Below are 11593 nucleotides of genomic sequence, written 5' to 3' on the forward strand. Positions count from 1 at the left end.
TGCGGCCACTAATGTATACAGACTGCACTCAGGCCATAGTATTGGAGTGCAGCCATGCCGTCGTCATTCCCGCTCAATGCCTGGTACGCCGCCGCCTGGGACGTCGATCTCAAGCACGCGCTCTTCCCCCGTACGATCTGCGGCAAGCATGTGGTGATGTACCGCCGCTCCGACGGCCAGGTGGCCGCGCTGGAAGACGCCTGCTGGCACCGGCTGGTGCCGCTGTCGAAAGGCCGGCTCGACGGCGACACCGTCGTCTGCGGCTATCACGGGCTGAAATACAATGCGCAGGGCCGCTGCACCTACATGCCCTCGCAGGAGACCATCAACCCGTCCGCCTGCGTGCGCTCCTTTCCCGTGGTCGAGCGGCATCGCTTCATCTGGCTGTGGATGGGCGACCCGGCGCTGGCCGATCCGGCGCTGGTGCCCGACATGCACTGGAACGACGATCCGGCCTGGGCCGGCGACGGCAAGACCATTCACGTGAAGTGCGATTATCGGCTCGTGGTCGACAATCTGATGGACCTCACCCACGAGACCTTCGTGCACGGCTCCAGCATCGGCAACGACCACGTCGCCGAGGCCCCATTCGACGTCACCCATGGCGAGCGCACCGTGACGGTGACGCGCTGGATGCGCGGCATCGAGGCGCCTCCGTTCTGGGCCGCGCAGCTGGGCAAGCCCGGCCCGGTCGACCGCTGGCAGATCATCCATTTCCAGGCGCCCGGCACCGTCAATATCGATGTCGGCGTGGCACCCGCCGGCACCGGCGCGCCGGAAGGCGACCGCTCGCAGGGCGTCAACGGTTTTGTCCTTAACACCATGACTCCGGAGACCGACACCACCTGTCACTATTTCTGGGCCTTCGTCCGCAACCACCGCCTGACCGAACAGAAGCTGACCACCGAGATCCGCGAAGGCGTCTCCAATATTTTCCGCGAGGACGAGATCATCCTGGAAGCGCAGCAGCGCGCCATGGATGAGAACCCGGACCGCACCTTCTACAACCTCAACATCGACGCCGGCGCGATGTGGGCGCGGCGCGTGATCGATCGCATGGTGGCCCACGAGACATCGCCGCCGACCGCACAAGCCGCGGAGTGAGGCCATGAGCGAACGCGATTCCGAACGCTCGATTTCGCAGACGGTGCGGGCCCAGCTCGCGCTGCGCGACATGATCCTGTCCGGCCGGTTGCGGCCGGGCGAGCGCATCAGCGAATTGCAGGCGGTCGAGATCACAGGCGTGTCGCGGACGCCGGTGCGGCTGGCGCTGGTCCGGCTCGAAGACGAAGGCCTGCTGCAGGCGATCCCCTCCGGCGGCTTCATGGTCAAGGCTTTCACCGAGCGCGACATTCTGGATTCGATCGAGCTGCGCGGCACGCTGGAAGGCCTCGCCGCCCGCTTCGCCGCCGAACGCGGCGCCAGCGCGCGCAGCCTCGAGCCGCTGAAGGAATGCCTTGCCGACCTCGATCAGCTGGTTCGCCAGGACCCGGTCTCGGTCGAAGCCTTTTCCGCCTATGTGACCATGAACGCGCGCTTTCACGCGCTGCTCACCGAACTTTCCGCCAGCCCGCCGCTGATCCGGCAGATCGACCGCGTCTCGGCATTGCCGTTCGCGTCGCCGAGCGGCTTCGTGATGGCGCAGTCGGCGCTGCCGGAAGCGCACCAGATCCTTTTGATCGGACAGGACCATCACCGCATCGTGGTGGACGCGATCGAGAACCGCGAGGGCGCGCGCGCCGAAGCCATCATGCGCGAACATTCGCGCCTCGCCGCACGCAATCTGCGGCTGGCACTGCGCAATCGCACGCATCTCGATTTGCTGCCGGCCCTCGCATTGCTCCAATCCCCGGCCTAGAGCCCCGTTCCGATTGAATCGGAACGGGGCTCTAGATTCTTTTTTTGACGCGTTTTCTTGACGCGAACCGGAATCCACTTCTCTTGAAAACGCTCTAGGAGGGATCGTCATGCGCTTCGTCGAACAATGGAGCTGGTGCACGGTCGACGCGATCCGTGACGTCACGCCTGGCATCCGCGAATTCCGCCTGCGCCCGGACGGCGGCGTGGCGCCCTACCCGGCCGGCAGCCATCTCAACGTCGCGGTGCTGATCGACGGGCAGCCCGCACGGCGGTCCTATTCGCTGGTCGGCGATCGCGATCCGGAAGTGTATCGCATCGCGGTGCGGCTGGCGCCGGACAGCCGCGGCGGCTCGCGCGCGATGTGGAGCCTCAAGCCGGGCGCGCGGATCGAAATCTCCAATCCAACATCGCTGCTCGATATCGACTGGAACAGGAAAAATTATTGCCTGATCGCGGGTGGCATCGGCATCACCCCGATATCAGGCATCGCCAGCGCCCTGCACCGCCGGAACATCGACCTGCGCCTGCACTACGCAGTAAAATCGCGCGGCGACGCCGCCTATCTCGACGAATTGTCGTCCGTACTTGACAACCGACTGGTCGTCCAAGCCAGCGACGAAGGCGAGCGGCTCGATCTCGATGCCACCTTCCGCGCACTGCCATCGGACGCGATGGCCATCATGTGCGGGCCGATGCGGATGCTGGAGACGGCGCGGCGCGCCTGGAACGAGGCCGGGCGAGCGCCCGCCGATCTGCGCTACGAAACCTTCGGCTCCAGCGGCCTGCTGCCGACGGCGGAATTCCGTGTGCGCCTGAAGGATATTGGCGCCGAGCTTGTGGTCTCGCCCAACAGTTCGATGCTCGACGCGCTCAACGACGCCGGCTTCGAGGTGATCTCGGACTGCCAGCGCGGCGAATGCGGCGTCTGCGCGGTCGATGTCATCGCCGTCGATGGCGAGATCGACCACCGCGACGTGTTCTTCAGCGACGCGCAGAAGCAGGGCAACCGCAAGATCTGCCCATGCGTGTCACGCGCCGTGGGCGTGGTCACGATCGACACGCTGTACCGGGCAGAGGCACCTCTGCGCGGCTAAACCCGCGCTGCCTCAGGCGCGGCCTTGCCGCGGATCATGTCGGAGGCCTTGTCGGCGATCATCATGGTCGAGGCGTTGAGATTGGCCGAGATCATCCGCGGCATGATCGACGCGTCTACCACCCGCAGGCCCTGCAGCCCGTGGACGCGCAGCTGGTCGTCGACGACAGCCCATTTGGTATCCGCCGGTCCCATCCGGCAGGTGCAGCCGGGGTGGAACGTGGTGGTGCCGCGCTCGGTGGCCGCGGCGAGAAACTCGTCGTCGCTTTGCACCTTGGGCCCGGGGAAATCCTCATAGGCGTAATATTGCGACAGCGGCGCGGAAGCGAGCAGCCGGCGCGCCAGCTTCATGCCGGCGACGACGACGCGGCGATCGAGCTCCTCGACCAGATAATTGGTCTGGATGATCGGCGGCGCAAACGGATCGGCCGAGCGGATACGGACAAAGCCGCGGCTTTCCGGCCGCTGCTGCCATGAGGCGATGGTCATGCCAGGCTCGTCCTCGAGCTGGCCCTGCACGCCCTCCTTGTAGCTTGCGGGCGTGAATGTCAGCTGCAGGTCGGAGCTTTCGGTGGTCTCGCCGGAATGCCAGAAGCAATAGACCATGGTCGGCGACAGCGACAGCAGCCCGCGTCGCGTCGTCGCCCATTTCAGCGCCTCGACCCAGAGGCTGAGGCCGCGCCGAAGCTCGTTAATGGTCTTGATGTTCTTGACGCGCGCGACCGAGCGCGGCGCGTAATGATCCTGCAGGCCCTCGCCAACGCCTGATAGCGCGTGACGCACCTCGATGCCGTGCGACTGCAACAGCTCCGGCGAGCCGACGCCGGACAATTGCAACACTTGAGGTGAATTGTAGGTACCGCCGGAGAGGATGACTTCCTTGTTGGCGCGCACTTCAGTGGGCGTGCCGCCCCTGCCGCCCTTGAGGTAACGGACGCCGACGGCGCGCTTGCCTTCGAAGATGATGTTGGTGACATGTGCATGCGTCCGCACATCGACATTCCCGCGTTTTACCGCCGGATGCAGGAACGCGGTCGCGGCGCTGACGCGCAGGCCGTTTTGAATGGTGCGCTGGGCGTAGGAGACGCCTTCCTGGATCGCGCCGTTGTAATCGGGGTTGCGCGGAATGCCCAGACTCATGGCGCCTGCCATGAATGCCTCGCACAGCGGATCGCGCCAATCCATGGTCGTGACGGTCAGGCTGCCGTCGCGCCCGCGATAGGTTTCATCGCCCTCGCCGACGCGCCGCTCCAGCCGCCTGAAGTAGGGCAGAATGTCCGGGTAGCCCCAGCTCCGATTGCCGAGTTGCGCCCAGGTATCGAAGTCCTGGCGCTGGCCGCGGTTATAGATATGGCCGTTGATCGACGACGAGCCGCCGAGCGTCTTGCCGCGCGGCGCGTAGATGCTGCGGCCGCCGGTCCACGGCCCCGGCTCCTGCTGATACGCCCAGTTGACGCTCTTCATATGGAACGTCTTGATGAAGCCGGCCGGCAGATGAATGTAGGGATGCCAGTCCTTGCCCCCAGCTTCGAGCACACACACGCGGGTGCCTGCATCTTCGCTCAGGCGATTGGCGAGCACGCTGCCTGCGGAGCCCGCGCCAATGATCACATAATCGAACGTTTCCATCACACTTTTTCTGCCGCGGGCTGAAAAACTACCGCAGTCTATCGTTGAGTTGATAATTGAGATGCGCCTTCACCGTCGGCCACTCGCTGGCGATAATGCTGAACACCACGGTATCGCGCAACGTGCCATTCGGCGCGATCACATGGTTGCGCAAGATGCCATCCTGCTTGGCGCCCAGGCGTTCGATGCCGCGGCGGCTCTGCTGGTTGAAGAAGTGCGTGCGGAATTCTACCGCGATGCAATCGAGCGTCTCGAAGGCGTGCGTCAGCAACAGCAATTTGCACTGCGTATTGAGGGCGCTGCGCTGCACGCGCTTGGCGTACCAGGTGGAGCCGATCTCGACGCGCCGGTTGGCGGCATCGACATTCATATAGGTCGTCATTCCCGCGATCTTGCCGTCGGCATCGAACACCGTGAACGGCAGCATCGAGCCTGATGCCTGCAAGCCGAGCCGGCGATCGATCTCCTTGGTCATGTCTTCCGGCGCCGGCACGAAGGTGTACCAGAGATTCCACAGCTCCCCGTCCCGCACCGCTTCGGTCAGGCCGTCGCGCTGATCGTGCGACAGCGGTTCGAGCCGCGCGTAAGCGCCGCGAAGGGTAATCGGTTCAAGCCAGGGCATTCAGGACTCCGACGTCGTCGTTGCGAGGAGTGTAAGCGCAATTTCAGAGATCGTCATTCCGGGATGGTCCGAAGGACCAGACCCGGAATCTCGAGATCCCGGGTTCGATGCTTCGCATCGCCCCGGGATGACGATCGCGTTTTGCGCGATCGTCACTTATTCAAGAAATTCAGCGGCAGGCCGGGGCGCGGCCAGTCCATCGCGACCAGCTCGCCCTTGCCTGACAGCGTGATGTACGCGGTCTTCAGGTCGGGCCCGCCGAAGGCGATATTGGTGGTCATGCGGTCGCCGGTCGGCACCTGCTCGACCAGGGTGCCGTCGGGGGCGATCACGGAGATGCAGCCCGAGATCAGCGTCGCCACGCAGACATTGCCTGAGGCTTCGACCGCGAGCGAGTCGAACATCTGGTAGCCGCCGAGGCCTGTGATCGGCTTGCCGCGTTCACCGCGATAGATCGGCTCGCGCGGCTTCAGCGTGCCGGGCGCGGAAAGTTCGTAGGCCCAAAGCCGCGCGGTCGGCGTTTCGGCGATGTAGACAGTGTTTTCGTCTGGCGACAGCCCGATGCCGTTGGCCGGCAGTACGCCGTGCACGATCTCGACGATCTCCTTCATGCCGGGTTTGACGTAGTAGACGCCGCCGACATCCATGTCGCGAGCCCGGCGCTTGCCGAGTTCGGAGAACCACAGGCCGCCGTGCTTGTCGAACACGAGGTCGTTGGGGCCCCGCAGCGGATACTCGCCGCATTTGTCGACCACCGTCTCGACCTTGCCGTTCGACAGGTCGACGCGCTGGATCGAGCCACCGAGATAGTCATCGGGCTGCGGACCCGGCATGATCACCTTGCCCGTCGGAATCCAGCTAAAGCCGCCATTGTTGCAGAAATACATTTTGCCATCGGGGCCAAGCGCTGCGCCATTGGGGCCACCGGGGACTTCCGCGACCACCTCCTTGCGGCCGTCCGGCCAGATCCGTGTCAGCCGTTTCCCGCGGATTTCGACCAGCACGACCGATCCGTCCGGCATGACCACCGGGCCTTCCGGAAACTCCAGATCGGTGGCGAGAACGCGGACATTTCCCATGAAATCCTCCCGGCTTTTTATGGCTGCAGGCGGACTCCAAGCTCATTTCCGCACGCGCAACACTGACGTTGCGTCATGTTATGGCAAAGCAGATCACGCTTGCCAAGCAACCGCAGGCCATTGGGACACGCAGGGCTGCCCTGCGGGAGATTGCGTCTGCCCCTACTCGCGAACCGGTATCCATATTTCCAGTCCGCCATTGCCGGTCGCGGGATCGAACTTCTCGTCATAGCGCTCGAAATTCGGCGCGTCGGCGGCTTTCATGCCGGACGCCGGCAGCCAGTGATTCCAGATCGTGTTGACGGTACGGCGAATGGTCGAGATGTGCTCGGCGTGGGTAAACACGGCGTATTTCTGTTCGGGAATCCGCACCCGCTGGAATTCGCGCGGCAGGTCGGAAAAATCGGTCACTTCGACGGCGGCGACATAGTCGAAATTGCCAGCATCGTCGGCGTTGCAACAGACGCCATAGGCCACCTTGCCGACCCGGCCGGGGACATTGTCGATGGCCTGATTGAAACGCTGCCACAGGCTCGGAATGAAGGCGCCTTCGTTTTCGTGGGTGCAGCGTTCGCCGATACCGGCGACCAGCAAGGCCTTGCCGGTCTCGAAACGCGGGGGCTTGAGATGATCGAGCGCGGTTGAAATCATGACGATGGGCTCCTGAAGCTTGAGACGATCGAGGCACGTTCCTGATCGAACCATCTCAGGCGTGATGCCGAAATGGTCGCGGAACGCGCGGGTGAAGGCTTCGTGAGAGCTGTAATCCGCATCCAGCGCGAGGCTGAGAATGTCAGGCGCGCCGGCGCCAAGCGCACGCGCCGCATTGCTGAGGCGACGCGCACGCACATAGCGCATGACCGAATATCCGGTCGCGGCCGCGAACGCCCGCACCAGATGGAAGCGCGAGACGCCGGCGATCGCGGATATCTCGTCGAGGGTCAACGGCCCGGCGAGATGACTTTCGATGTACCAGAGCGCCTTCTGGGCTGGATTCATCGGTGACAGCTTTCTTGTCGAAGCGGCCGCATCATGAACGCTTGCAACGCGCCGCATTTGACCGGCGTTGCTCTCGCGGTCGCCATAGCGTCGCGGGGAACCGCGGGTGTGCTACGCATCGCCCGGAATGACGGCGTTACTTCGCCGCAGCCGGCGCCGCATCCTTCGCCGGCGCATCGGCCTTCTTCTTCAATTCTTCCGCGGTTTTCTTCTGCAGATCGTCCACGAACTTCTGCAAGGCGATGACGCTTCCCTTCAGCGCCTCGATCTGCCGGTTGGCGGCATCGAGCTTCTGCTGATTGTCCTGCGTCATCTTGTTGATGGTCTTTTGCAGGAAGTCGACATTGCTCTGCAGGCAGGAGGTGCGCCGCTCCATGGTTTTTTCGACGGTGCAGATCTCGATGCCGGGAACATCCTGCGCGTAGCTTGCGCATGGCATCAGCAGCGCTGCGACGGCGGCAGCAGTCGTTGCAATCCGGGCGATCATCCAATCCTCACTTAGACTTCATTCGGTCAATCACATCAATTTGCTCGTATCAGGCCGCAGGCTGCAGCGATACCACACTGATACCGCATTCAGGCGGTGAGCTTCCCCTTTATGGGTGTGGATGGACTTTCGCCGGGGAACCCAAACGTCAGGTTTGCACGCCCCGGCAATGGAGATTGAACATATGGCAACGCGCGAGAAGCGGCTGGCACAGTTCGATGGCAACGGGGAACCGCCGCCGGACCGGCCGGTGGAGGTGCTTTGCGAGGATCACAGCGGCACATATCAGTTACCGTTCGCCTGCCGCTGGATCGAGGGCCAATGGCGCAACGAGCGGACCGGTGGCGCTCTTGAGGCGACCGTGGTCGGCTGGCGGCTGCCGCGGGTCAGCAGTCAGGTTTGACAGTTTTTTTCCGGGGCTAGGCGGTTGCAGGCGCAGCCGCGCGCGGCGCATTGTGTCAGAATGCGACGATGTCGCGCGTTGTCCGAAACCGCTCTTAAGTTTTGGAACGCGGACGGAACGAATCGCGCCCGAATCACTGCTTGGCGGCTGTGCTCCCCTGTTCACGGCTAGATATCGGCTGGAACGTGATGCGGCGCACCACATGCAGCACCGCCACGATCGGCCGCAACCAGCGGCCGACGACAAGGGTTAATTCCTCCGGGGATGACATGACGATCTCCTTGGCGGTCACTTCCAGGGTGTCGGCGGCGGCACGTGATCGACGGCCGGGTCCACATCGACGGTCTTGAAGTCGGCCGGGCTGACGATCTCCAGGTACTCCATGTCTTCCGAGTAGTCGTAGAGGTAGTGCGTGATGCCCGGGCGCTGATGCACGACGTCGCCGGCTTGCACCAGCGTCGACTTGTCCTCGTACATGAAGCGTGCCCAGCCCTTGGTCATGATCACGATCTGGAATTCGCACAGATGCTTGTGCCAGCCGGTGCCTTCTTCGGGCGGCAGATCGGGATTGGCCTTGACCAGATGGCAGATCACCTGGCCGCCGGTGGCGTCGGCGATGCCGAGGTCGCGGTAGAGGAAGAAGTCGCGCAGTCCCCCGCCTTCGAACTCGGTATCGCCGGGTTTGACGTGGGAGAATTTGCTGACGACGGCAGTCTGATTCATTGAAGCCTCCACGGTTCTCGTTCGCGAGATCGCGATCACGCAAGGCGTCCAAATTTTCGGCAGCGTCGCATCGTCGCGTTCACGGCTGCATGCTGCTATGCGAAATCTGCGCCAGTCGCGTTGCACTGCGGCGATCACACCAGTGACCGGCCGAAGCGCTTGACGGGAGACTGGAATCCGCGCCCGGTGATTTCTGCCGCAGCGTTGCTGCATCGCGGATGTCAGCGGCGATACACCGCGATGGCACCGGCTTTAAGCAAACCCTGCCCGAAGCTTGAGCCCGTCAAACGGGCAGCGCCTGGCGCGCGCTGCCTAATATTCCACCTCGAGCTCCTCGATGTCGGCGGGCTCGGCCTTGGCGGCTTCGATCCACTCGACCATCTCGGGCATCGCCATGATGGTTTTTGCGTAGGCCGCAAGCTTCGGGTCGAGCTTGACGTCATAGGTCATGAAGCGGGTCACGACCGGCGCGTACATCGCGTCCGCCATGGTGCGTTCGCCGAACAGGAACGGCCCCCCGGACTGGGCAAAGCACTCGCGCCAGATGGTGCAGACGCGGTCGATATCGGACTGTGCGCGCGACCAGATCTTGAAGTTCGGGAAATGGCCCTTGAGATTGACCGGCAGTGAGGCCCGCAGCGTGGTGAAGCCGGAATGGATTTCACCGCAGATCGATCGGCAGTGCGCCCGCCGCACCCGGTCCGCCGGCAGCAGGCCGGCGTCCGGCATCACCTCGTTGAGATATTCGGCGATCGCCAGCGTGTCCCAGACGGTGGCGCCTTCGTGCCGCAGGCACGGCACCAGGATCGACGACGACAGCAGCAGGATTTCGGCCCGCGCCGACGCGTCGTCAGGTGCGGTCACGACCTCTTCGAAGGGAAGACCTGAGAATTTCGCGAGCAGCCAGCCGCGCAGCGACCAGGACGAATAGTTCTTGCTGCTGATGGTCAGTGTCGTTTTCGTCATAGGGCCTTCCCTCACGCCTGAACGTCTTCCGCAAGGCTGAGCCGGCCGCACCAGCGCGCCGCCGATAGCTTACGCCGGTCACTTGCGCCGGTCACGTTCCGCAGCAAGCCACGTGCCAGTTTTTCGGGCGGTTCGCTCCGCTTTGGCTTCGATATTGCATGGCATCATCGGGCAAGGGCGGATGCGTATGATGTCATTGATGTACCAAGCTTATCAGAACCATATGGACCTCACGGCGCCGTGGCGGACCGGGGCCGGAGCGGCGCTGAAATACCTCAACCTCGTGCCGCAAGGCGTGTCCGACAAGGCGTTCGGGCGGCTGGCTGCGGCGCTCGAACTGATCTCGCGCACCTCGCTGACCTACACCCGCCCGGCCTATGGCATCGACAAGGTCATGGTCGGCAATCAGGAACTGGAGGTAACCGAGGAAGTCGCCTTTGCCACGCCGTTCGGATCGCTGCTGCGGTTCAAGAAGGAGCACGCGCCGGAGCAACCGAAGTTGCTGCTGGTGGCGCCGATGTCCGGCCATTTCGCGACGCTGCTGCGCGGCACCGTGAAGACCTTGCTGCAGGACCACGACGTCTACATCACCGACTGGCACAACCCGCGCGACATCCCGCTGGGCGCCGGCCGCTTCGGCCTCGAGGATTACACCGACCATCTGATCACTTTCCTGGACAAGATGGGCCCGCGCTCGCACATGGTGGCGATCTGCCAGCCCTCGGTCTCGGCGCTGGCGGCGGCGGCCGTGATGTCGGAGCAAAATCACCCGGCTCGGCCTGCGACGCTGACGCTGATGGCGGGGCCGATCGACACCCGCATCCAGCCGACCAAGGTCAATGACTTCGCCAAGAGCAAACCGATCAAATGGTTCAAGGAGAATTTGATCAACTACGTGCCCGTTCAATGCAAGGGCGCGTTCCGCCAGGTCTATCCGGGCTTCGTGCAGCTCACGGCGTTCGTCTCGATGAACCTCGAACGCCACATCAAGCAGCACATCGACCTTGCCCAGCATCTGGCCAAGGGCGAGAAGGAGAAGGCGGAAGTCATCAAGACCTTCTACGACGAATATTTCGCCGTGATGGACCTGCCCGCGGAATTTTACATCGAGACCGTGCGCGACGTGTTTCAGGAGCATCTGCTGCCGCTGGGCAAGCTGATGCATCGCGGCAAGCCGGTGAACCCGGCCGCGATCAAGCGCATGGGCCTGATGACGGTCGAAGGCGAGAAGGACGACATCTGCTCGATCGGCCAGACGCTGGCCGCCCAAGATCTCTGCACCGGCGTGCGCGCCTATCGCCGCGTCCATCACATGCAGGCCGGCGTCGGCCATTACGGCGTGTTCTCCGGCAAACGCTGGAACAACGAGATCTATCCGCTGCTGCGGGATTTTGTTCATGTGAACTCGTGAGGGGGCAGGCTTTGGCTTGGCGTCGTTGTGAGCCCGGCTGCTCCACGCACCACTGTCATCCCCGCGGATGCGGGGATCCAGTACGCCGCGGCTTCTCGGTTCTATCATCGGCGCCTCTGGAATACTGGGTCGCCCGGTCAAGGCCGGGCGATGACAACTGAATATGTGGCCGCATTCTCGCGACGCCTTGCGCCCGAGGCTTGCTAGAAATTCCTTGCCCTCTCATTGAGAGGGCGCAGGGAAGACCGGGTGCGCGCTGCACCCGCGGTCCCGTGTGCGGTTTGCACTAAGTAGGCTGCACACGAGCATACAGGGCAGCGG

At 63.6% G+C, this 11593-nt stretch carries 13 protein-coding genes; 5 read left to right on the forward strand and 8 right to left on the reverse strand.

The window, feature by feature from the left end; genetic code table 11:
- The first annotated feature begins 54 nt into the window (after positions 1 to 54).
- From JQ558_RS08245 to JQ558_RS08255, 3 genes are all read left to right on the forward strand, one after another.
- Positions 55 to 1104 carry an aromatic ring-hydroxylating dioxygenase subunit alpha gene (locus tag JQ558_RS08245; RefSeq protein WP_212293321.1) on the forward strand — a complete coding sequence of 350 codons (1050 nt, stop codon included), beginning with the start codon at positions 55 to 57 and terminating at the stop codon, positions 1102 to 1104.
- Positions 1105 to 1108: 4 nt separating this feature from the next.
- Complete coding sequence (locus JQ558_RS08250) at positions 1109 to 1858, forward strand: GntR family transcriptional regulator (RefSeq protein WP_212293322.1); 750 nt, start codon at positions 1109 to 1111, stop codon at positions 1856 to 1858.
- Between the two features lie 109 nt (positions 1859 to 1967).
- Entirely contained in the window at positions 1968 to 2954 is a 987-nt protein-coding gene (locus JQ558_RS08255) for a PDR/VanB family oxidoreductase (protein WP_212293323.1), read from the forward strand.
- Here the strand turns inward: JQ558_RS08255 and JQ558_RS08260 are convergent.
- The 5 genes from JQ558_RS08260 to JQ558_RS08280 form a co-directional block, all read right to left on the reverse strand.
- Positions 2951 to 4582 carry a GMC family oxidoreductase gene (locus JQ558_RS08260; protein WP_212293324.1) on the reverse strand — a complete coding sequence of 544 codons (1632 nt, stop codon included), beginning with the start codon at positions 4580 to 4582 and terminating at the stop codon, positions 2951 to 2953. The genes JQ558_RS08255 and JQ558_RS08260 overlap by 4 nt on opposite strands.
- A 28-nt stretch (positions 4583 to 4610) precedes the next feature.
- The gene (locus JQ558_RS08265) at positions 4611 to 5204 is read right to left on the reverse strand and encodes a GNAT family N-acetyltransferase (protein ID WP_212206495.1); all 594 of its coding nucleotides are present in this window, start codon (positions 5202 to 5204) and stop codon (positions 4611 to 4613) included.
- Between the two features lie 152 nt (positions 5205 to 5356).
- Positions 5357 to 6283, reverse strand: a complete 927-nt coding sequence (locus JQ558_RS08270; RefSeq protein WP_212276855.1) for an SMP-30/gluconolactonase/LRE family protein — start codon at positions 6281 to 6283, stop codon at positions 5357 to 5359.
- A gap of 162 nt (positions 6284 to 6445) precedes the next feature.
- Entirely contained in the window at positions 6446 to 7282 is an 837-nt protein-coding gene (locus JQ558_RS08275; protein ID WP_212293325.1) for an AraC family transcriptional regulator, read from the reverse strand.
- 136 nt (positions 7283 to 7418) lie between these two features.
- The gene (locus JQ558_RS08280; protein ID WP_409363378.1) at positions 7419 to 7769 is read right to left on the reverse strand and encodes a hypothetical protein; all 351 of its coding nucleotides are present in this window, start codon (positions 7767 to 7769) and stop codon (positions 7419 to 7421) included.
- 184 nt (positions 7770 to 7953) lie between these two features.
- Between JQ558_RS08280 and JQ558_RS08285 the strand changes: the two genes are divergently transcribed.
- Positions 7954 to 8172 carry a hypothetical protein gene (locus tag JQ558_RS08285; RefSeq protein ID WP_212033914.1) on the forward strand — a complete coding sequence of 73 codons (219 nt, stop codon included), beginning with the start codon at positions 7954 to 7956 and terminating at the stop codon, positions 8170 to 8172.
- 133 nt (positions 8173 to 8305) lie between these two features.
- On the opposite strand, the gene JQ558_RS08290 is transcribed toward JQ558_RS08285, so the two are convergent.
- The 3 genes from JQ558_RS08290 to JQ558_RS08300 all read right to left on the reverse strand — a co-directional run bounded on the left by JQ558_RS08290 (position 8306) and on the right by JQ558_RS08300 (position 9861).
- Positions 8306 to 8443, reverse strand: coding sequence for a hypothetical protein (locus tag JQ558_RS08290; protein WP_212276857.1), 138 nt, complete (start codon positions 8441 to 8443; stop codon positions 8306 to 8308).
- A 17-nt stretch (positions 8444 to 8460) separates the two neighbouring features.
- Positions 8461 to 8895 (reverse strand): cupin domain-containing protein, encoded by a 435-nt coding sequence (locus tag JQ558_RS08295; protein WP_212293326.1) that lies wholly within the window; start codon positions 8893 to 8895, stop codon positions 8461 to 8463.
- Between the two features lie 312 nt (positions 8896 to 9207).
- Positions 9208 to 9861 (reverse strand): glutathione S-transferase family protein, encoded by a 654-nt coding sequence (locus JQ558_RS08300; RefSeq protein WP_212293327.1) that lies wholly within the window; start codon positions 9859 to 9861, stop codon positions 9208 to 9210.
- 187 nt (positions 9862 to 10048) lie between these two features.
- Between JQ558_RS08300 and JQ558_RS08305 the strand changes: the two genes are divergently transcribed.
- Positions 10049 to 11272 (forward strand): polyhydroxyalkanoate depolymerase, encoded by a 1224-nt coding sequence (locus JQ558_RS08305; RefSeq protein WP_212293345.1) that lies wholly within the window; start codon positions 10049 to 10051, stop codon positions 11270 to 11272.
- Positions 11273 to 11593 lie beyond the last annotated feature (321 nt).

The organism is Bradyrhizobium sp. AUGA SZCCT0160, assembly GCF_018130105.1.
Classification (GTDB): Bacteria; Pseudomonadota; Alphaproteobacteria; order Rhizobiales; family Xanthobacteraceae; genus Bradyrhizobium.

Coding starts and splice junctions, on each gene's coding strand:
- JQ558_RS08245 (WP_212293321.1), top strand. CDS start 55: ATGCCGTCGTCATTCCCGCTCAATGCCTGGTACGCCGCCGCCTGGGAC.
- JQ558_RS08250 (WP_212293322.1), top strand. CDS start 1,109: ATGAGCGAACGCGATTCCGAACGCTCGATTTCGCAGACGGTGCGGGCC.
- JQ558_RS08255 (WP_212293323.1), top strand. CDS start 1,968: ATGCGCTTCGTCGAACAATGGAGCTGGTGCACGGTCGACGCGATCCGT.
- JQ558_RS08260 (WP_212293324.1), bottom strand. CDS start 4,582: ATGGAAACGTTCGATTATGTGATCATTGGCGCGGGCTCCGCAGGCAGC.
- JQ558_RS08265 (WP_212206495.1), bottom strand. CDS start 5,204: ATGCCCTGGCTTGAACCGATTACCCTTCGCGGCGCTTACGCGCGGCTC.
- JQ558_RS08270 (WP_212276855.1), bottom strand. CDS start 6,283: ATGGGAAATGTCCGCGTTCTCGCCACCGATCTGGAGTTTCCGGAAGGC.
- JQ558_RS08275 (WP_212293325.1), bottom strand. CDS start 7,282: ATGAATCCAGCCCAGAAGGCGCTCTGGTACATCGAAAGTCATCTCGCC.
- JQ558_RS08280 (WP_409363378.1), bottom strand. CDS start 7,769: ATGATCGCCCGGATTGCAACGACTGCTGCCGCCGTCGCAGCGCTGCTG.
- JQ558_RS08285 (WP_212033914.1), top strand. CDS start 7,954: ATGGCAACGCGCGAGAAGCGGCTGGCACAGTTCGATGGCAACGGGGAA.
- JQ558_RS08290 (WP_212276857.1), bottom strand. CDS start 8,443: ATGTCATCCCCGGAGGAATTAACCCTTGTCGTCGGCCGCTGGTTGCGG.
- JQ558_RS08295 (WP_212293326.1), bottom strand. CDS start 8,895: ATGAATCAGACTGCCGTCGTCAGCAAATTCTCCCACGTCAAACCCGGC.
- JQ558_RS08300 (WP_212293327.1), bottom strand. CDS start 9,861: ATGACGAAAACGACACTGACCATCAGCAGCAAGAACTATTCGTCCTGG.
- JQ558_RS08305 (WP_212293345.1), top strand. CDS start 10,049: ATGATGTCATTGATGTACCAAGCTTATCAGAACCATATGGACCTCACG.